This is a genomic window from Thalassotalea insulae (assembly GCF_030161395.1).
Taxonomy (GTDB): Bacteria; Pseudomonadota; Gammaproteobacteria; order Enterobacterales; family Alteromonadaceae; genus Thalassotalea_E; species Thalassotalea_E insulae.
Map to the genome: position 1 here is coordinate 2,284,154 of NZ_BSST01000001.1, position 21,301 is coordinate 2,305,454.

The following is a 21,301-nucleotide window of genomic DNA, read 5'->3' on the forward strand; positions in this document are numbered from 1 at the left end:
ATGTCACCATTTGGTTTTAAGTTACTTCGCTCCACTAAAAAGATTGAGATAACTTGAAACCGGAAGCGTATTTTAATTTAACATTTTAGCAAATAAATTACAGCTATACGCGGTAATTCAATAAACTACTTTTACATATTAGTTATGAGCATTGATGAACTGCTCAATTTTACTTACATAGTATAGTGGTAATACTAAAGCATCTGGGTTATCAACCGAGCCTTGTGAACCTATTAATTTAATTGTTTTTTCGGGCTGATAACGCTGAACATAAACGTCAAGTGATTTAGCTCTGGTTCGTTTACCGCTTTTTACTTCAATCGGAAAAATACTCCCTGATTCGTGCTTGAATAAGAATTCAATTTCACTTCGAGCATACTCCCAAGAATAGGTTGGACTACCATATTTTGCTATTAGCTCGTTTTGCACAAAATTTTCGGCAATGTAGCCTTTATAGTTGAAGCCCTGATCTCTGTGCTCTTTATATGAAAGACCAAGCATATTGCCTAACAATCCAATATCAAAAAGAAAAAGTTTAAAGATATTTTCTTTTGCTAATGCAGGTAATGGCGAACTCGGCTGAGTATCGATAGGTTGGCATTTCGATAATAATTTACACTTATCTAGCCAATTAATCGGCCCTGCTAATTCTTGATATCTTGTTTTCTTCTGAATGACATCTTTAAACTTAAACCGCTTTACTGAGTCATCAATGTTTTGTGATAGCTGAATCGGAATGTTATGAAATATTGCTTGGATATGTTGCGCAGACACTTTGTCTGAATACTTACCAAAGTCACGTTCATAACCAGCAATTAAAGCTTTGTGAATTTGGTTAACAATTTGTGTTCTTTCTAAAATTCCGGTTGATTCCTCGGTTTCGAACCAAGCTTTAACAGCTTCCGGCATTCCTCCAACATAATAATAATCAAGTAATACCCCAAATAACTTATCATGAACAACCGTTGTCATTTTATTTTGCTGAAATGATTTGATCAGAGGTGCTTTATTTGAAGCGAATAAAAACTCTTCGAAAGTAAGAGGATAGAGCTCTAACAGCTCAACCTTACCGACAGGAAACGAACCTAACAATCCAATATTAGAACCAGATGCGCAAACATACATTTCAGGGCATTGTTCTGAAAAGAACTTTAATGAGTTGATTGCGGCTTGGCATTCACCAATTTCATCAAAAATAATAAGAGCTTTATCGCGCTGAATGCTTACGTTAAGTTCAAGCTCGATATTGTCTAGAATTTCTTGCGGCTTCAAAGAGTCGTTGAAAAGATTCGCTAACGCTGGTTGCTCTAAAAAATCTAAACGAATAACTTGCTCAAACTGAGCACCAAATAATTTTTCAAGCAGGAATGACTTCCCTGTTTGTCTCGCGCCATCAAGAAGAATCGGCTTACGAGTCTTTTTATCTTTCCAAGCAATAAGCTTTTGAAGTAATAACCTTTCCACCACATACCCACTTTTAAAGATTCACTTGCTATAAAGTATATGTGAACACACCTACATGCGCAACAAAATGAAGAATAAAAACACTTTTATGCGCACAAAAATGTTATTTTTACACCATATTACCCGCATAAAAATGTGACAAGGCTATTTATCTAATCCAATCTTACATAACTGTTAACCGCCAACCTATGTAGTTCGCGATTACAGACGTCCGCGCTGGAAATTTTCAGATGCTAATTATTTTTCCCTGCATATTTAGGATTGTTATAAAGCACAATGTGAACAATTATGTAGTGGTATAACGAATTTGGCCACCTAATTAGAGGCTGATATGATCACCTCATAGATAATTAGCTTCATACCAGTCAGGTGATCTTCCCCCAATTTTGTAGACTTCTAGCTTCCAGTTAAATACTGTTTTTCATACTCTTCGGGAGACACATGGCCAAGGTGGCTATGCAATCGCTTACGATTGTAGAACATTTCAATGTAATCAAACAAATCTGCTCTAGCATCATTACGAGTCTCGTACACTTTTCGTTTAACACGCTCAGTTTTAAGTGAGTGAAAAAAGCTTTCTGCTACCGCATTATCTAAGCAATGTCCTCGGCGACTCATACTCGGTACTAGGTTGTTTGCCGTTAAGAATTCACGGTAATCACAGCTCGCGTATTGGCTGCCTTGGTCGCTGTGAACTATTACTTCATGTTTTGGGTTCCTGCGCCAAACAGCCATTAATAGTGCTTTGATCACTATATCTTTACTCATGTTCGGTTGCATCGACCAACCAATGATTTTTCGCGAGAATAAATCAAGTACTACAGCAAGGTACAGCCAGCCTTCATAGGTTTTGATATAGGTAATATCGGCTACCCAAGCCGTATCTGGCTCACTAACAACAAACTGTTGTTGAAGGTGATTGTCTGCTATTAATGCGGGCACAGTTGACTTGAAGTATCGCCTTTTATATCCAATATTAGCTTTTAGCTTGGCTTGCTTCATTAGACGAGCTACACGGTTTTCACCGCACGTTTCTCCCTTACGGCGTAATTCATGCGTAATACGTGGACTGCCATAAACACCACCACTCTCAACATAGCTTGCCTTGATGCGCTCAAGCAGCCTCTGGTTCTCTTGCTCACGTTTAGATAGTGGTTGTTTGAGCCAAGCATAGAAGCCACTACGGTGAACATTTAATGCCTGACACATTGCTTTGACGCGGTAGACTTCGAGTCGTGATTTTATGAACGCGTATCTTTCCTTGACTCGCTTGCAAAGAACGCGGCGGCTTCCTTTAATATATTCCGCTCTTCAGTCACGCGTTTTAACTCAGCTTTTAGCTTGCGGATTTCTTCCTGCTCTGCTGACTTCTTGGCTGGTACTTTAATTTTCTTGACCCAGTAATACAGGGACTTATCGGAAATGCCTAATCGCTTGGCAACATCGGGCACAGAATAGCCTTTATCAACCACTTGGCGAACAGCTTCGTCTTTAAATTCTTGGGGATATTTATTATTACTCATAACATCTCTCATCATACTTCATTTTCTAAATAAAAGATGTCTACAGTGTTAGGGGAAGATCAAATCCAAAGTGTATTAATTTCGGCAAGTTTTAATAAGTGTTGTTAAAATATTGTAACTTATTGTGTTAGTCGTTAGTATATATGGCTATTTTTATAGCACCTTTATCAAGGTGTTAATGATTCTATTTACTTTTATTAAGGATGATAATGAAAAATACATTATTGGCTTTCACGTTAAGTGCGTTTAGCGCTTTATCTTTTGCCTCCAGTCACATTTCTTATCTCAATGTTGAAAACGATACAGTAGTATTTTCCTTATCAGATGAGAAATCCCACACTATTCCTTCTTGTGTTTCTTCAGAAAATCAGCAGAAATATGCGGTATCGTTAACGTCTGAAACTGGCCGTGCAGTGTATTCGCTACTAATTACAGCGATGGCAAGCAAACAGGGAATCGCGGTAGAAAGTGCCAATGATTGTGCTGTAGTTTCCGGTATTGAGCAGGCGATGGGAGTGAGCATAGTGCCCGAGGTTATTACTACTGGCAGCGGCAAAGCCATGTACCTATACAAGAGCGATGGCGTGACTAAGTTAGGGCGAATATTAACGACAATGAGTAACACTAATAATTTTTTATATTTTCCTGTCGATGATAATACTCAAATACTTTCGTATAACAATAAAAATTGGTTGAGTTTTAAACCGAGTTATTCCTTATATTTCGATAGTAGTGGCTGTACTGGCACCGCTTATATACAAAGCGCTGGAGCTAACACACCTTACTACCTTAAAAATGCATACTTTAATAATGGCGGATTGTTAAAAAAAGGTGCTTACACATATGTTGCTCCCCGCTCTGTTCTTAGAAAAGATGGTGTATGCATCGATCAGTCTTACGGAGGTACTTATCACTATTCAGTGAGCCCATTTAGCGGGGATATTTGTGGTGATAGTCCTTGTATTTTTAAAGAAGAATAAATAGCAAAGTAAGATTGTTTTACTGATAAAGGATTATGATGAATAAAAAAATTTTTCTATCTTTCGGCTTGCTGTTTAGTTCCTTTAGTATGGCTGACAGCCAGGTTAATTACCTTAACGTTGAAAACAGTACGGTTATTTTTTCGTTAGCAGAACTTAAGGCTCATTCAATACCTGCTTGTGTTGAGCAGGCGTTACAAGATAAATACGCGGTTTCCCTTAACACTCATTCGGGTCAAATGATCTATGCCTCCCTGTTAACTGCGGTTGCTAATAATTTAGCGGTTGAGGTGATCGCGGCGGGAGATTGCAATGATGCGTTTGGCATTGAGCGCCCTGATTCTGTCGCGCTAATAAGCAGGTAAGGATAATAAATCATGAAATTAGTTTTTAAACAGCTGATTATTGTCTTTTGGTGTTTTTGTAGTGTGGTGCCAAGCAGTTCCTTGGCTGCAGATCTCGGTTGGTTATCTAATGTGGTGCATTATGTTACTTATCCGAAAAATTTTACGTCACGGGCACCAGCCATGTCGCTGCCTGAAGTTTCTATCGGCGGTAGTGTTACTATAAACTGGTTAACATATGATGATACTGAGCATGAATTTTTACTGGAATATCAACTTGAAGGCACAAATGAGTGGGTAACAATATATCAAGGCAGTGAAAACCGATTTGTGATACCTGCTTCCTGGCAGGGCGGTACTTATACTGTTCGTCTAAGTTGCGCTGACTCTGTTGATTGCCCTATCAATGGCTATATTGAAGATACGATTACGGTTATTGCTATCCCGAGTATTCCGGTACTTACAATTTCATCGGCATCAGTTCCCGTAGCCTCAACTTTTACTTTGGAGTTCTCCTCCATTTTTCAAGCTAAAGAATATCAACTGTTTGAAAATAATGTATTAATCGACACAGTTGCTGCAGATGAAATCACAGAAACCTTTAATATCAATAAAGCACAAGATATCGCTGGCGAATATGCTTATCAGCTTAAAGCCTGCAATAATGCTGGGTGCAGTGAGTTATCAGCACCAGTTAATACCAGTGTTTATATACCTGCGAGTATTCCTGCAACACCAACGACAAACAAAAAAGCGTATGCCATTAATCAAGTAATAGATGTGCAATGGCCGGAGGAATCGCCGGGCTTAACTTTTCATTATTATTATGCGAAATCCGATTCAGCTAATTTGACTGAACAGGAAATTATCGATATTGCGATAGCAGTAAATTCAGATAATGTTTTGAGCTTTAGTAAAGTTGGCTATGTTTGGTTATTTGCTACTGCTTGTGATGTTATGGAACAATGCAGTGAGTCAAGCATTAAAAAGCAGGTACAAATTTTTCAACAACCTGAAATTGCGCCTCAATCATTTTCCATATCTACATACGGTTCACCGGTAAATAATGAAACAAAAATTATTAGTGTTACCGCTAATGAAAAGTTTGTCCTGCATTGGCAGCCGTCTGATGAACTGGCACCCTCAACGATTGGTTATTACAGAGTGAGCTTGGATGGTCAATGGCTGGCAACCTTGTATGGCGTTTCGGGGTATATGAAAACACTTTATCCTGATGGCTTGTTTCATCGGGAGTTTGCTCTTAACAGTTCGGGTAAGCATATTTATTCAGTTCAGGCGTGTAACCGAGTGAGTACAAACTCAGATGAGCTGGTTGATTGCAGCCCTAAAAGTGATGTCATTGTCTATGTGGATACTCCTATACCTGAAAATCCACCACCAGAACAAGCGATAGAACATGTGTCTATATCGTTATATGGTTCACCCGTTGATGAAAATATACAAGAGATTATTGTAGAACCGAATGAAAAGTTTGTATTGCATTGGGCGGCATCTGAAGAAGTGATGCCTTCTCCTACTGGCGCTTATGCTATTACAAAAAATGGCGAAGCCTATGGGACAATCTGGGGAGTTTCTGGTTATTTAAAAGCAATGTATCCTGATGACTTGTTTCATCGCGAGTTTTCTTTTGATGCTCCGGGTGTTTATTATTTTACGGTTGCAGGCTGTAATTTTAGTGATTCAATGAAAAATTGTGGCCCTGAAAGTTCTGGCGTTAAAGTGACTGTTTATAGTCCTCCTGAGCCTCCTACCAAAGCAATTCAAAACCTGTCGGCTTCTTTATATGGCCTACCTGTGGTTACCAATCAACAAAATTTGTTGGTGGAAAAAGGTAGTGAATTTGTATTACATTGGGAGCCATCTGATGAGGTAGCGCCTAATACAGCTGGTTCAAGTCCTGTAGGTTCATATACAATTAAAGAGAATGGCAGTGATAAAGCGTTTATTTATGGTGTTTCTGGTTATCTCAAAACATTATACCCCGATAATTTTTACCATATAGAGTTTACACATACTGATACAGGCACTTATCTATATAAAATAGTCGGTTGTAATTTGATTGATAATGTAAAATATTGTGGGCCAGAAAACGAAACGGTGACAATCAATGTTTATGATCAGGCGACGGTATTTGAAAATTCATCCGGAGATTTATTGGTTTTATTATCCACTGAACACGGTAATAAACGCCTTAAGATTAGTCTTGTTGATGAGTTATGGATTGTTAGTGAGATAAGCGAGGAAGAATGGCTAGCATTTACCTTGTCTATTAGCCAATTTAGCTTAGCATATGGTGAGTTTTCCGGTGATTCACTAGAAGATTTAAAGCTAGTCGATTCATCTTCGACTTTAGAAATAGTGATAGAACAAACTAGTGATGGTTATGTCTATGATCAACCCGTCATCAATAGCGCACCTGTAATATCAGGGGAGCCGCCGTTTTATGCAAGCATTAATAAGTTATATCGCTTTGTACCTGTCGCAAGTGATGTAAACAATGACACGTTAGCTTTCACCATTGAGAATAAACCTGGCTGGGCTCAGTTTAACAGTGTAACGGGGGAACTTTCGGGTACTCCGACAATAGCCGAAGTAAATGAGAATATTATTATTTCAGTAACAGATAATTTATCTGAACCCGTGAAGCTTCCTGCCTTTGATATCACTGTCAGTGTAAAAAAAATCTTGCATATTCACACCGATATCTTAGGCACCCCCGTTGCCGAAACTAATTTAAATGGAACGATAAACTAATGAAAAAGTGGATGACTTTTGGGGCTTTTTTTCTATGTACTGGCGCGATGGCATTTGAGCCGGTAATAACCAATGTGCAAGTGAACGTTGATGTCGTCATTTTTACAGTGTCTGAAGCGCGCAGCCAAAATTTGGCGAGCTGTGTTAGCACAGATAATCAGGATAAGTGGGCATTTTCTCTAGCAACCGCTGAGGGTAAAAATTTATACCGTGCATTGCTGCATGCTCATGCGTCGCAAAAAATCGTTGAGATTGCTGGTACAGGTGATTGTAGTGCTCATGCTGGCGTTGAGAGACCACAGGCAATAGCTGTTGCACTGTTGTAAGTGGGCGCTAACTTCTGGGTTGAAGGTTAATAAGAATAAATAAAGGGGTATAGAATGAAAATGCTATGTACCATTTTAGGTTTGTTGCTAAGTACATCATCAGTTGCCGGCTCTATTGAAACTACTATTTATCGTGTAGGAATGAGCCAATATCCTAATTATGCATTTATTAAGGTGGATACGCCATTTGTCAAAGCTGACTGTGCGTTGAATAACACTTCTTTGCTATTTGATATAACTCAAGATAGCGGGAAAATACTATTTTCTACTGCGCTTGCTGCGCATGTGAGCCAGAAAAAGTTGTGGATTGAATATGTTGATAATTCTTGTGTCTCTGGAACTGTACTGATGCTTGCTAAGCGGTTTCATATTAATGAAAGATAGATAAAAAATGTTTTTGATGGGCTTATACGGAGTTCAAGGAAGTTAGTATGCAAAAAATAATTAATGGTGTAGTTGCCTTTTTGTACTTGTTTTTAAGTAATGCAATTGCGAGTAATTTAGTTCCAATATTGGTAGGCAATAACGTTTTTTTTATTCCTGTCGAAATGACACCGGTTGCTCAGGATGATAGTCTGGTTACTACGGGGGAGAATAAAGTTTATTATTTGGACGTAGTAGCAAATGATAGCGATGCTGACAATGAAAGTTTAGCAATTAAGGCAATAACTCAACCAGTGAATGGTTCAGTTACGTTTGATAACACAACGGTGGTTGCATATACACCCAATACCGATTATTGCGGTGATGACAGTTTTAGCTACACCATAATAGATGAATCAAATAACGAAGCTCAGGCTACTGTGAACGTTTCATGTGACAATTCCTATGTCCCACCATTAAGCACACCTAAACTTTTAAAGACAACGTTTGAGTTCAATTCTACATTGCCGTCAATTCAAGAAGAGTTCCTTATTCTTACCAATGATGTAATACAAGATGATAATTACTCCTTAAATGAGTTGCGTATTCAGTTGAATGCAGAGAAAACCTATGAGCAACTAGGGTTTTATGACTCGGTATACCGTACTAATGTCCCTGAAATGCTTGGTTCTGTAGTATCGGCATACAACACCCTTGATAGTCGCTGGCTCCAGTTTAAGAATAAGATTTTATATCAGTGGAAAGCCTCTGATGTACCGAATCCAGCGGGTAAAGTCGAAGAAATTAATTTTAGAGTAATGAATCCTGATGGCAATGTTTCTGATTGGGCAACGTTACGAATTAGCTTAGATGGGGCTTTTGAGCAAAATTACAATTATTATCCAATGGACGATAGCGCTACTACAGAGCAAGAGCAAATGGTTATTATCCCTGTACTGAATAATGACCCTCAAGTTCAAACGTATTATGAACCCAAGATTTATGTTCATGCTAAAAAGGGTAGTGTGAGGGTCAATAGTGATAGAACCATCAGTTATACACCTTACGAAGGTTTGTCAGGTACAGATTCTTTTTCATATAAGGTTGCGGACGATGATTTTTATGAAGTGAACAGCGCCCCAGCGACTGTGACTGTCACTGTCACTGGTCAAAATCAAGCGCCAGTGGCGGTTGATGATTTGATGAGCGTCGTTCAAGGTTCAGCGAGTACCACGTATGATGTTATCGCGAATGACACGGATGCGGAGAATGATTTTATCTATCTTTTATCTGTAGGCTCAGCACAACATGGCGCGGTGTCAATGCACAGTAATCGTGCGGTGAAATATATCCCTGATAATGGCGCCTGTCAGACTGATTCGTTTACGTATGTTGTTTCTCAGGATTTGCAAGGAACCTTGTCTGACACTGGCACTGTTAACGTCGAATGTATCGATGAAAGTGTGCCGCAGGTGTTTCATGTACCACCAGTGACTCAACCGAATGGTACTGTTGATATTAGCTGGCAAGCACCAATTAAAGCAGGTGTGGTTGAATATGAAGTGCAGGGAGAATTAAAGGGAAGGTTAACGAAAAAAGCGTTTGTTGCTGATACTGATGGCATTTTTCATTTTGAACGGGCTGCTCCGGCTGAAGGGCGAGAGTATTGTTATAAAGTACGCGCCTGGTTTGGTGATGGAACCTATGGTAGTTACAGTCCAACGTTATGTACCTTGGTAAGTAGCACAGGAGAAGCAGTACTTGAAGCGCCAGCCTTTCTTACTTATACGCATCAATCCGCACAAGAAGTGATGATGAGCTGGGGCAGTATTCCGGGGGCAGAAAAATATCTGGTGGAACTGCAAACTACTGCGTCTACTACCAGTAATGAAGGTAATCAATGGCAGGCTGTTTATTATGGTGGGCAAAGCAGTCAGCTTCTGCGCTTTAGTGCATTCCATAAACAGATTCATGATGCACTTGGGCGTTTAACTTATCGAGTTTCTGGCTGTAATGCACTGGGTGTGTGTGGTAATTATGCCCGGGAACCGCTAAAAACCTTAACAACCGACTCATTCTTAGCCACTGTGCCAGCAGAGCATAAAGTACCTGCCTGTATTGATTTACCTGCACAAGTCGCCGCAGGGCAAAATATTCCAGTTAGCTTTTGCCCAAGTCAGGTCAGTAATGTTCAAAGTTATGAGTTGTATGGTGAGTTGGCAGGAGTGGTAGTGGAAGACGCACCTTCTGATTTTGCGAAAACATCACAAGGGCTTAATTTGGTTGTGCGTCCAGCGCTGCCGGAAGGTAAAGAGTATTGCTATAAACTTGATGCCAAGCTAACTGATGGTAGTACAAGCGGTTATACCGATAAATTATGTACTCTAGTTGGTGAGTTAGTTTTTGAAGCACCGACAGAATTTCTTGCCATTGCGGCTAATACCGGATTTAACCATTTCGACTTATTGTGGACACCGTTAACGGGAGCCCACCATTATCAGCTGGAGCAAGAAACCTATTACGGTGTCTGGCAAATGGTGAGCTGCACGCCAGATAGTTTTACCTATAACAATCAAAGTTATCAGCGCTGCGGTGTTGAAGTCACAGATGAAGATATTGTGCCTGAAATCGGTAAGATGGTTTATCGGGTATCAGCTTGTAACGTGGGCAATGTTTGCGGTAACTATCAGCGTGTTAACTTTGAATTGATGAGTGCTTTGGCAGAGGTGTATCAAACCGCCGATGGCAGCAAGCTATATCTGCAGTTAGCTGATGGTCAATATATCGAATTGGAGCGCGATGAGCATGGCGCATGGCAAGGGCGAGTGCTCACTCAGGCTGAATGGGATGCAATCTCACCAACTACTAATTTAAGTATCAGTGGTTATAGCTTGGAAAATGGTGACTTCTCGGGAGATGGTTTAGCAGATTTCAAACTTATCAACGGCAGTGAAGAAATCCTGTTGGTGCAATCTGAAACGGGTGCCTATCAGCAGGCACTAGGGCGCAAGGTCATTTTTATTCATACCGATATATTAGGGACCCCGGTTGCGGAAACTGGCGTTAACGGAGCAATTAATTAGTGAAAAAGTTAGTAATATTAGGCTTATCGGTTGTTAGTTTGGCAACTGTAGCAGAGGGTAATTTAACAAAATTAAAAGTAGCTGCGGATGTTGTGTATTTTGCGACGGATGAAGTTAAACAGCATGGCTTACCTGCCTGTGTTGCTTCAGCTAGTGAACAGGAATGGGCTGTGTCGTTAAATACGGCTACCGGTAAGGCAATGTATTCGCTGCTGGTCACTGCCAGTGCCAGCAATCGAAAAATTACCGTAACTTCAGCCAATGATTGTGCAGATGCCGTTGGCTTTGAACGAGCCCATAGTGTTGAATTGGGGGAAGTAAATAGTTCTGATGATTATGCTAAGTCGGTGTATTTATACAAGGCTGATGGTGTTACTAAAGTAGGCCGTTTTGTATCTTTGTATCAAGACCACGCTGATGAGTTTTGGTATTTACCGATAAATAATGATGTTTTGTCAACAAGTTTACAGCGCTATACCCCTGATGGTGGAAACTCAAGTTTATATTTTAAGCTGCTTAATTGCGGGGGGGATGGCTATGCCGACAGAGCCTCGCAAGTAGGAAGAAATAAGTACCGCTATGGAGGTAAGTTTTATACTTCCATGCCGACTAGTGATGGAAAAGGCTTTCAATCTAAATATGAATATAGAAATGGTGTTTTAAGTTGTGTCAATAGTGCAAATAGCTCGATGATAACTTATCCCTTAGATTTAACTTTGGGTGATCCATTATGTGGTGAAAACCTGTGTGTGTTGAAAGAGGAATAAAGGGATGTGTTCTTATTTTTTAATTTGTGATTTACGAAATTATCGAAAGCTATCGTTATCATGTTTTTTGCTGTCGCTGTGTTTCAATGCTTTTGCAGACGGCAACTTAACTAAACTAAAAGTCGATTCTGATGTGGTGTATTTTGCTAGCGATGAAGCTAAACAGCATGGCATTCCTGCTTGTGTTGCTTCAGCTAGTGAACAGGAATGGGCTGTGTCGTTAAATACGGCTACCGGTAAGGCAATGTATTCGTTGCTGGTCACTGCCAGTACTGGTAATCGAAAAATTACCGTAGTCAGTGCCAATGACTGTGCAGATGCTGTAGGGTTTGAGCGGGCGAAAAGTGTGGAAATTAGTCCGCCGCAACAGCAAAGCAGTTCAAAGTTATTCTTATATAAGTCAGATGGCACTACCTTGCTTGGTGAGTTTAAGGGAATATTTGATTATAAGTATGCTTATATTCCGTTAGGTGAGCAGCAGTTAAAGCTGGAAAGGCAATGGACGAATACTGCAGTGTATTATACGACGAATGACTGTACAGGCACGCCATATAGTAGAAATGAAGGCGCGGTAGGTCGAAATTCATCAGTGAATAATGGTCAATTCTTTATTTCTAAGAGTTGGGATTATTCGATATATACCAAGTCCGTGCGAAATGGTAATGCGGATTGCTTAGCCTATGTTAATTCCAGTTTTACCGGCTATAAACTAGATTTCACCTACCAAAATCCTTTCTGTGGTGATTATGACTGCATTATCAAAATTGGCAATTAAATCGTATAGATAATAAATGGAATGTAAATTCTTATGCAAGGACTGAAAAATAGTATTGTAAGTTTGCTGTTAGCAACGAGTGTTAATAGCCAGACGATAGCAGACGAAGTCGATCTATCCTGGTTACCGGTTGTGGTATACGATTTTCTGGATGATTCACCAACAGTACCGGTAATGCCTGCTGACACTCGTTCACAGTGGGACGCCTATTCTGTAGAGTTAATCACTGAATCTGGTGCTAATCAATTAGTTTGGCAAGCGCAGACGAATATCGATCATTACCAGATTGAATACCGTATTGGTGATGGAGAGTGGATAACACAAACTACTACTACCAATAATTTACAACTTGATGTGGCGCTAACGGGCACTGTTGAATTTCGTATTATCGGATGCCAAAGTGAAACCTTGTGTAGCAGTTATTCAAATGAACTTAATACCTATATCAGTGCCGAGCCAGGAAATTTACCGAGTTACATTTTTGTACCTAAATACGTTAAATATAATGAGCCGTTTGCTATTGAGTGGAGCCAACTGAGTAATGCATCCGCCTATGAATTACAGCAACAAGCGAATGGCCAGACATTTACAACGATATATACCGGCACGCCGGAACTCACTAATAATCGCCACGAAGTAAGGTTGGCCCCTTTAACAAAAGGTGATTATTGTTATCGATTAAGGGCGAAAGTTGCTACGGATTACGGTGATTATTCGACGCCGGTTTGTACATATGTTGGGGAGCGGACTTTAGCGTCAGTGAGTTCATTTGAAGCGACAGAAACTGAACCGGGCAAATATCACTTGGCCTGGCAGCATACTCCTTATGCGACTACCTATCAACTGGAGCGGGAAACACTGACAGTTTCCGAAAATGTTCAAAATGTGCAACAAAGCTCCAAATTAAACACTAGCTATAAGGTGCAAGCTTCGAATTCAGAATCTAGCACAGAACTTAAATGGCAGTCTGTAGCAAGTGGCAGTTTAACTGAGCTTGAACAAATTCATACCATTGATACCTTTGACCGTGATGGCCTACAAAAATATCGCATTAAGGCTTGCGACAATATTGGTTCGTGTGGCGCTGCAACTGAATTGAGTTATACCGTGCCAGTCACCCATATCGTTGACGGTGTGCCAAAAAATGTTAAGCCATCAGGGGTTAACAATAATATAGTAAAGCTTGACTGGAATCCTGTGCCAGGTGCAAATTCATATGTTGTCGAGATGAGCAGAAAAGGCTCAACCTGGGTGAGATTAATTACTGGCTTGTTATCGCCGACCATGACCAGAACGATAACGCTAGCGGGTGAATACAAATTTAAGGTGAATGCCTGTATTAATACTGGTTTTTGCGGTGAATACAGCCCTGTTGCCGAATTTGAAGCGACTATTGACAGTGTGCCGAATAAAACACCTCAATTTTTTGCGCTTTCTTGTAAGTTAGAAGATGAAACTGATCCTGATTCTCCTTGTGTTAACCCGCCCGAAGGTTGGGTTGACGTTGCTTGGAGAGCACCTGTATTAACAGGTGTCTCACAGTATGAAGTGATGGGAGAGCTTAAAAATGTGATTGCTAAACAGGTTTTTAATGCAGATGCAGACGGTTATTATCATCTGAAAAGGGCTGCAGGTACTGAAGGGCGTGAATACTGCTATGTGGTGAGAGCCTGGTATTCTGATGGTTCGAAAGGTGATTATACGGAAACCAAGTGTATCGTTATAGGGGATCTGGCGTTTGAAAAACCAAATAATTTTTTGATAAATCAAGTAGCAAGTCAGGAATTTAAAATAAAATGGGATGCAGTCGCTGGTGCAACTAAGTACTTGCTAGAGCAACAAATTAGTGTGTCAGAATGGCAGGCTATTCAATACTCGGAAGCAACAAGTAAACAGTTGCAATATGGTAGTGCCCAACAAGCTGTTTACAATGTGCTGGGTCATATGGGTTATAGGGTATCGGCCTGTAGAGATGATAATGTTTGTGGTAAATTTGCCCGGGTATATCTTGCTCCGGTTAGTAGTTCTGCTTTTTTAACAAGTCCGCCACTAGAACATAAAGTACCTGCATGTCTTCGCGTTCCTGAAGTGGTAGCAGCAGGAGAGTCTATACCTGTTAGTTGGTGCCCTCCTCAGCAGTCTGGCGTACATTCGTATGATATTGTTGGTGAACTTAAAAGTATTATCGTTGATGAAGAGCAAAGTTTTTTCGCTAAAGACAAACAGGGATTGCTAACCATTAACCGCCCTTCATTACCTGAAGGGCGAGAGTATTGTTACAAAGTCAGAGCAAAATATTCAGACGGTAGTGTCAGTGATTATACTGAAAAACAATGTACTACGGTTGGCAGTATTGTGTTTGATGCACCTGCCGAAATGTTATATCGCGCATCAACTACACAGTTTAATAATTTTGATATTGCATGGAGCCCAATCACGAATGCCGATCATTACTTACTTGAGAGACAAAGTGAAGTGGGGCTGTGGCAAACGGTAAATTGCCAAGCCAGTAACATTAGTATTAACACGAATGATTATGTTGGCTGTAATTTAAATCTAACATCAGATGACCTGTTACAAGAATTAGGTCAGGTTTTTTATCGGGTTTCTGCCTGTAATGCTGAAAATGTCTGTGGTAACTATCAACGGGTTAATTTCGAATTAATGAGTACCTTGGCTGAGGTGTATCAAACCGCCGATGGCAGCAAGTTGTATCTGCAGTTATCCGATGGTCAGTATATAGAGCTGGAACGTGATGAAAGCAATCGCTGGACAGTTAATTTATTGTCACAAGCACAATGGGATGCCATTTCACCAACAACTAACTTCACTGTCAGTGGTTACAGTATTGAGAGCGGTGATTATTCTGCTGATGGCTTAGCTGATTTCAAGCTTATTAATGGCAGTGAGGAAATTATATTTTTACATAATGAATCCGAAGGGTATAGCCAGTCCTTAGGCAGAACGGTGCTGTTTATTCACACCGACCTGTTAGGCACTCCGGTTGCGGAAACCGGTATTAATGGAAATATAAACTAATGAAATATTTGTTACTTAGGGTGACGGTGGTTGCTAGGACTAAGATTGTCGCCATGAGAATATTTTCACAATAAAATCGAGATGAGTTTTATTATGTATGTAATTGAATTTTTAATAGAAATGAAAGAGTTGTAGCACCGATGCCTAGCGATTTATTACGTTTATTTAGTCGACTAATTTGTAAAAAATATTTATTCCCGGTATTGATGGTTTCATTTGTGAGTGTTGCCTATGCTGCTACCCCTACAATACCCAGCTTAAATGTTCCCAGTTCAGATTCAGACGGTACCTATTCGGTATCATGGGGAGCTGTATCTGGAGCCACCTCCTATGAGTTGATTGGTGAGTTAAGTGGTACGCTTTATAAAGGCTCAGGTCGATCGGTGGTGCGTACTAAACCTAACGGTATTTATTACTATCGAATCAGGGCGTGTAACAGTAGCGGTTGTAGTGCTTATTCAGCCAAGAAAGGGATTACCGTCAATATTCCTCCGATTCCAAGCGTCCCCAGCTTAAATGTTCCCAGTTCAGATTCAGACGGTACCTATTCGGTATCATGGGGAGCTGTATCTGGAGCCACCTCCTATGAGTTGATTGGTGAGTTAAGTGGTACGCTTTATAAAGGCTCAGGTCGATCGGTGGTGCGTACTAAACCTAACGGTATTTATTACTATCGAATCAGGGCGTGTAACAGTAGCGGTTGTAGTGCTTATTCAGCCAAGAAAGGGATTACCGTCAATATTCCTCCGATTCCAAGCGTCCCCAGCTTAAATGTTCCCAGTTCAGATTCAGACGGTACCTATTCGGTATCATGGGGAGCTGTATCTGGAGCCACTTCCTATGAGTTGGTTGGTGAGTTAAGCGGTACGCTTTATAAAGGCTCAGGTCGAACGGTGGTGCGTACTAAGCCAAACGGTACATACTATTATAAGGTAAGAGCCTGTAACAGTAGCGGCTGTAGTGCTTATTCAGCAAAGAAAGGAATTACGGTCAATATTCCAAAACCTGAATTATCTGTGTATTGGACTCCAAACGAAATAAGTGAAGGGGCTTCAGCTACTTTTTACTGGTCTGCGACGAATGCAACCAAATGCTATAACAGTTATGGCGAGGAAAGGGCAACGAGTGGCTCGTCATCTATTCTCTTTACCTCAGCCCAAACCAAGGTGGCCTCATGGACGTGTGATGGGCCAGGAGGAAGTGGATCAGCTTCTGCTACCTTGGAGGTACATCCAAAGCCCAGTTTATCATTAAACTGGTCACCTAATACTATTGTTGCTGGTGAAAGTTCTACCTTATCTTGGTCAACAACAGGCGCTACAAGCTGTAACAACGGAACGCAACAACCAATAAATGGTTCTTCTACTGTGCAGTTTAATTCTGAGCAAACATACACAGCTAGTTGGCGTTGTGATGGGCCAGGCGGTGGTTCGGTTGAAAAAACCGCAACTGTGAATGTTTTACCGGCGCCACCTACATTAACTATAAAATGGAATAAAGCTAAGATTATTGCCGGTAATTCAGGAGTATTTGAATGGTCATCCACAAATGCTGATAAATGCTATAACACCTATGGTGATGAAAAGGCGACGAGCGGCACATCATCGGTTTTGTTTGCTAATCCTCAAACCTATACCGCGACTTGGCGTTGTACTGGAAGTGGCGGAGAGGTAACTAAAAAAGCAACCATACAAGTTGTCAACGTTAGTGTGAATACGTTTGAGTGGTCACCTGCTACCATTAAAGAAGGTGAAGCAACGACTTTTAACTGGAACATCAGTAATGTAGAACGTTGTTATTCAGTATCAGAAGGAGCTAACAACGACATACAAAGGCAAGCATCGGGCTCTATAGGCCCATATGTTTATGACAAGGCCGAAGTTCATGAAACCAAATGGTATTGTATTGATATTAGTGGTAATAGATACCCTGCTAACAACGATGAATATATTACCGCGACTCGGACAGTACTTCCCCCTCCCACATTAAATATCAAATGGCGTAAGGATAAGATAATTTCCGGTAATTCAGTGATATTTGAGTGGTCGTCTAGCAATGCGGACAAATGCTATAACACCTATGGTGATGAAAGGCCAACTAGCGGTACTACATCTGTTTTATTTTCTGAACCTCAAACTTATACAGCAACCTGGCGTTGTACAGGAAAGGGTGGTGAGGTAACTGAAAAAGCAGTTATTCAAGTAGTTGAAGTTGACGTAACAACTTTTGACTGGGACCCAAGTCCAATCAAATCCGGTGGCAGTACTACTTTTAAGTGGAATATTAGTAATGTAGATCGTTGTTATTCTGTATCTGAAGGGGCCAACAACGATATACAAAGGCAAGCATTTGGATCGGTAGGGCCTTATGTGTATACCGAACCAGAAGTTCATGAAACCAAATGGTATTGTATTGATATTAGTGGCAACAGGTACCCATCTAATGACAATGAATTTATTACAGCTACCCGTATCGTATCAAATACGTCATCAAGCAAAGTCTTATTTATCCACACCGATTTACTGGGTACCTCGGTTGCGGAAACCGATGTTGATGGGGAAATGCAGTGATGAACTTGACCATAAACTCACTGCGCCGTATTGCAGGCATAAATGAATATTACCCCGCCAGGGGCTGTTTTTTTGCTCTGACAAATGTCACTATATTTTTAGGAGAAATTTAGCCATGGATTGCAAACGCCGTCGCGCTAATTTCACGTGGACAACGTCACACATTAACACACAAGCTAATACACAAATAAAAACAAAGGATACAGGGATGAACGCTAAAGCATACCCCAAACTTAAACGATGGATGTCCGGTATGGGAGGGGCACTGTTAAGTGTTTCTATGTTACCTGCCTTAGCCTCGAACAATGTGGCGACCTTAGATGTTGATAATAACCTGGCGGTGTTTTCAACCACGGAAACTAAAACCAGTAGTCTTAGTTGTATTAGTATTGGTAATGAGCAGGTGTGGGGCTCACTATTAGATGAAAGTAATAGCAGTTATGACTTTTTAGCAATTGCAAAACGTAGCCAACAACCGATTGAAATTATCAGTAGCGGTAGCTGTACTAACGGTATAGAAACAACGGGTCAGGTCAACATCAATTACCCGTATTCAGACGTCTTAGTGCCCACAGTGGCATCGAATGTCAACTTTGTTGCCCGTACACAAGTGACAATGGCTGAGGGAGAAGCTGCTCCTACCGTACAGTTTGAATTAACTGGTGGTCCTGTTAGTGGACTTAAAACCATTACTGTTCCAGATAGTGCTGGTTTATATCTTGCTCATTTTGGCGAGCTAGCGGAAGGTCGTTATACCTTAATTACCCGAGTAACCTCTAGTGATGCTAGTGAAACGGTAGAGCAACAAGCTGAATTTGTAGTTGGCCATATCAATATTGTTGATGTTTATCAGCTTAACGGCAAACTGTATGTGCAGTTGCCTAAAACCCACGGCAGTGTTTATTTAGAGCTAACGCCGAATCAAGATGGCAGTTATACCGTTAATGTGCTGGATGCCACCACCTGGAATAACCTCTACGGTCAATTTGTGGTCAGTAACTACCAAATCGATTTTGGTAATTTTTCTGGTGATACCAGTCAAGACTTTTTATTAACCAGTGCTGATGGCAATACGGTACTAACCTTTGAACAAGGCAGCGATGGCTACGCATATGTAGCGCCCGAACAACCTATCACGATTCAATATGTTTACGACGCCTTGGGTCGATTAACTGATGTTATCGATGCAACTAATGGTAATCGTAATTATCAGTATGACGAAGCGGGTAATAGAATTACAGCAGGGAGTACGCAGTAATGGATAAATTTTTACCTTTATTACATGGCTTATTGGGCCATCAAAAAAAATTTAAAAGTTTATATAGTAAAGAGCTAACTAGCTGGGAATATGGGGTGCGAATGAATATAGCCAATAGCAGCATTTTGAGAAGAGCTTTTTTTGGGGTCACTTTAAGTGTTCTGCCGTTTATAGGAGCTGTCTCTTCAGAGGAATTACCACCACCTAAATATGAAACCATTGACCGTTATGGCGTCAACGTGTCGAATGGTAAGGTTTCAGTTTCACAAAATGATATTTCCATAGGTGGAAACTTAGGTCTTTCTCATACAATTTCCAGCTATACCAGTAATTTTGTCAATTATGATGGTGAGTTTGAAGGCTATAATGATAACTTTCGTGGCGGTGTGATGAGGGTTAAGCATACCGATAACCCTCCTGCTCAAGAAGATTTTTATGTAATGAGGGCTTTTGGCGACGGCAGTTCAATAGACTTTATTATTAATGGTGATGGAACCTACACCGGGCTACAAAATGAATTAGCAACGTTAGAGCAAGCTGAGGATAACACTTTTACCCTAACCAAAGCTGACGGAACGGTAATCACTTATACGCCTTATGGAGGAAGTGATGAAAACGCTCGTGGTTATATGAGCAAAATAGTAAAACCGAATGGGTTTACCATCAAGATCCATAAGAATTCCTCTAGTATTAGTGCTGGCATTGAAAGTGTTACTACCAATACGGGCTTTCAGCTTAAATATTTGTATGAGATGCATGAGAGGCCTTTAGAATCAAGCAAACAAAGTGCAACTAACAACCCACTAATTCCAGCCGATTCACTTAACTGGTCTCTTATGCATCCTAAATATATTAAAGCGATTAATAATGCTGTTGAATATTGTGATCCTGTCGCTGTTGATTGTGCGCTCAATAGTAATTGGCCAAAAGTTACTTATGATTGGCCTGATGGGATGCCAAGAGCCATGTATATAGGAGATAGTGTTTTCACGGTAACAGATGCTATGAATAGAGTTACCGAATATCATCACAAAGCTATAGATGAAGTAATATACAGTTCTAGCGGAGAAGTGATAGTTGGTACTCCAGGTGAGTCTTACGTTCCTCGTATTGTTCGAGTTAAAGATGCTACTAGTAATGTCATTTCGATGAATTACGACTATAAAAACGTAGCTAGATGGGTAAATGGAGATCCTATTGGACATTTTGAGCGCAAAGAAAGTGCTCAGCTAACCAAGGCCTGGGTAGGTGACGATGTAGCAAACTACTCTCATGGGCAAAACTGGGGGACTGGAGGAATGGCGATCTCAAATAGGGGCGGCGGACATCAGCCAATCCATGTTGTCGCCTTCAATACGATGTTCAATGTGCCAGTTTATATAGAAACATGGCAGTCCAAAATTAATTTAATACCTAATTATGAAAATAAATTCATAAATAGTAGTAATAGAGATGGTAGTGAACTTATTGTCTACGGCTACGATGATCGGGGAAATATCAACAAACTAACCAAAACACCGACAGGAACGGAACTTAGTGCAATAGTCACTGAAGCTGATTTTGATGTTGAGTGCTCCAATCGTAAAACCTGTAATCAAGCTAATTGGATTAAAGACGGCAATGGCAACCAAACTGATTACACTTACCATCCAGAGTCAGGACAAATAGCGTCAATTACCTTACCGGCCAATGAACAAGGCGTGAGGCCACAAACTCGCTATACCTATACTGAAAAGTTTGCGACGTATAAAGTAAATAGCGATGCATCTGAACAATCACCGGATGGAATTTGGCTATTAACAGCTGAGAAATATTGTCAAAACAGTAACTACACAGGAAGTGCTTGTACAGGCAATGACGAAATTGTTATTGGCTACGAATATACGACAAGCAACTTATTACTAAAAGGCAAAACGATTACTGCTGATGGTAAAACATTGCGTACCTGTTATAGCTACGATAATTACGGTAACCGCATTGGCGAAACAAAGCCTAAAGCCGGTTTGACGACGTGTCCTTAAGGAAGAGTGAATT

Annotated in this window: 14 protein-coding genes; 12 read left to right on the plus strand and 2 right to left on the minus strand. The window is 40.5% G+C overall.

Annotated features, from left to right (window positions below):
• Positions 1-138 precede the first annotated feature (138 nt).
• Both QQK06_RS10435 and QQK06_RS10440 read right to left on the minus strand, forming a co-directional pair.
• Complete coding sequence (locus tag QQK06_RS10435; RefSeq protein ID WP_284246608.1) at positions 139-1,464, minus strand: ATP-binding protein; 1,326 nt, start codon at positions 1,462-1,464, stop codon at positions 139-141.
• Between the two features lie 396 nt (positions 1,465-1,860).
• Positions 1,861-2,987, minus strand: a protein-coding gene (locus QQK06_RS10440) for an IS3 family transposase (protein ID WP_284244601.1) whose coding sequence is annotated in 2 segments (ribosomal slippage) — positions 1,861-2,762 and positions 2,762-2,987 — 1,128 coding nt in all. Because the reading frame shifts where the segments join, the coding sequence is not laid out codon by codon here.
• Between the two features lie 209 nt (positions 2,988-3,196).
• Between QQK06_RS10440 and QQK06_RS10445 the strand changes: the two genes are divergently transcribed.
• The 12 genes from QQK06_RS10445 (at position 3,197) to QQK06_RS10500 (ending at position 21,288) form a co-directional block, all read left to right on the plus strand.
• Positions 3,197-3,967 carry a hypothetical protein gene (locus QQK06_RS10445; RefSeq protein WP_284244602.1) on the plus strand — a complete coding sequence of 257 codons (771 nt, stop codon included), beginning with the start codon at positions 3,197-3,199 and terminating at the stop codon, positions 3,965-3,967.
• A 35-nt stretch (positions 3,968-4,002) separates the two neighbouring features.
• Positions 4,003-4,332 (plus strand): hypothetical protein, encoded by a 330-nt coding sequence (locus QQK06_RS10450; RefSeq protein WP_284244603.1) that lies wholly within the window; start codon positions 4,003-4,005, stop codon positions 4,330-4,332.
• Between the two features lie 12 nt (positions 4,333-4,344).
• The gene (locus QQK06_RS10455; RefSeq protein ID WP_284244604.1) at positions 4,345-7,086 is read left to right on the plus strand and encodes a putative Ig domain-containing protein; all 2,742 of its coding nucleotides are present in this window, start codon (positions 4,345-4,347) and stop codon (positions 7,084-7,086) included.
• The gene (locus QQK06_RS10460; RefSeq protein WP_284244605.1) at positions 7,086-7,412 is read left to right on the plus strand and encodes a hypothetical protein; all 327 of its coding nucleotides are present in this window, start codon (positions 7,086-7,088) and stop codon (positions 7,410-7,412) included. The genes QQK06_RS10455 and QQK06_RS10460 overlap by 1 nt, the downstream gene beginning before the upstream one ends.
• A gap of 54 nt (positions 7,413-7,466) precedes the next feature.
• Positions 7,467-7,796 carry a hypothetical protein gene (locus QQK06_RS10465; RefSeq protein WP_284244606.1) on the plus strand — a complete coding sequence of 110 codons (330 nt, stop codon included), beginning with the start codon at positions 7,467-7,469 and terminating at the stop codon, positions 7,794-7,796.
• A gap of 47 nt (positions 7,797-7,843) precedes the next feature.
• Positions 7,844-10,858 carry an Ig-like domain-containing protein gene (locus tag QQK06_RS10470; RefSeq protein WP_284244607.1) on the plus strand — a complete coding sequence of 1,005 codons (3,015 nt, stop codon included), beginning with the start codon at positions 7,844-7,846 and terminating at the stop codon, positions 10,856-10,858.
• A complete protein-coding gene (locus QQK06_RS10475; RefSeq protein WP_284244608.1) occupies positions 10,858-11,625 on the plus strand; it encodes a hypothetical protein in 768 nt (255 codons plus the stop codon). Before QQK06_RS10470 ends, QQK06_RS10475 begins: the two co-directional genes overlap by 1 nt.
• A 4-nt stretch (positions 11,626-11,629) precedes the next feature.
• Positions 11,630-12,400 carry a hypothetical protein gene (locus QQK06_RS10480; protein WP_284244609.1) on the plus strand — a complete coding sequence of 257 codons (771 nt, stop codon included), beginning with the start codon at positions 11,630-11,632 and terminating at the stop codon, positions 12,398-12,400.
• A 33-nt stretch (positions 12,401-12,433) separates the two neighbouring features.
• Positions 12,434-15,439 (plus strand): fibronectin type III domain-containing protein, encoded by a 3,006-nt coding sequence (locus tag QQK06_RS10485; RefSeq protein ID WP_284244610.1) that lies wholly within the window; start codon positions 12,434-12,436, stop codon positions 15,437-15,439.
• 140 nt (positions 15,440-15,579) lie between these two features.
• Complete coding sequence (locus tag QQK06_RS10490) at positions 15,580-18,009, plus strand: fibronectin type III domain-containing protein (protein WP_284244611.1); 2,430 nt, start codon at positions 15,580-15,582, stop codon at positions 18,007-18,009.
• A 208-nt stretch (positions 18,010-18,217) separates the two neighbouring features.
• Positions 18,218-19,267: an RHS repeat domain-containing protein gene (locus tag QQK06_RS10495; protein ID WP_284244612.1), complete on the plus strand. Its 1,050-nt coding sequence runs from the start codon at positions 18,218-18,220 to the stop codon at positions 19,265-19,267.
• Positions 19,267-21,288, plus strand: a complete 2,022-nt coding sequence (locus QQK06_RS10500) for a hypothetical protein (protein ID WP_284244613.1) — start codon at positions 19,267-19,269, stop codon at positions 21,286-21,288. Before QQK06_RS10495 ends, QQK06_RS10500 begins: the two co-directional genes overlap by 1 nt.
• Positions 21,289-21,301: the final 13 nt, after the last annotated feature.

Coding starts and splice junctions, on each gene's coding strand:
- QQK06_RS10445 (WP_284244602.1), top strand. CDS start 3,197: ATGAAAAATACATTATTGGCTTTCACGTTAAGTGCGTTTAGCGCTTTA.
- QQK06_RS10450 (WP_284244603.1), top strand. CDS start 4,003: ATGATGAATAAAAAAATTTTTCTATCTTTCGGCTTGCTGTTTAGTTCC.
- QQK06_RS10455 (WP_284244604.1), top strand. CDS start 4,345: ATGAAATTAGTTTTTAAACAGCTGATTATTGTCTTTTGGTGTTTTTGT.
- QQK06_RS10460 (WP_284244605.1), top strand. CDS start 7,086: ATGAAAAAGTGGATGACTTTTGGGGCTTTTTTTCTATGTACTGGCGCG.
- QQK06_RS10465 (WP_284244606.1), top strand. CDS start 7,467: ATGAAAATGCTATGTACCATTTTAGGTTTGTTGCTAAGTACATCATCA.
- QQK06_RS10470 (WP_284244607.1), top strand. CDS start 7,844: ATGCAAAAAATAATTAATGGTGTAGTTGCCTTTTTGTACTTGTTTTTA.
- QQK06_RS10480 (WP_284244609.1), top strand. CDS start 11,630: ATGTGTTCTTATTTTTTAATTTGTGATTTACGAAATTATCGAAAGCTA.
- QQK06_RS10485 (WP_284244610.1), top strand. CDS start 12,434: ATGCAAGGACTGAAAAATAGTATTGTAAGTTTGCTGTTAGCAACGAGT.
- QQK06_RS10490 (WP_284244611.1), top strand. CDS start 15,580: ATGCCTAGCGATTTATTACGTTTATTTAGTCGACTAATTTGTAAAAAA.
- QQK06_RS10495 (WP_284244612.1), top strand. CDS start 18,218: ATGAACGCTAAAGCATACCCCAAACTTAAACGATGGATGTCCGGTATG.
- QQK06_RS10500 (WP_284244613.1), top strand. CDS start 19,267: ATGGATAAATTTTTACCTTTATTACATGGCTTATTGGGCCATCAAAAA.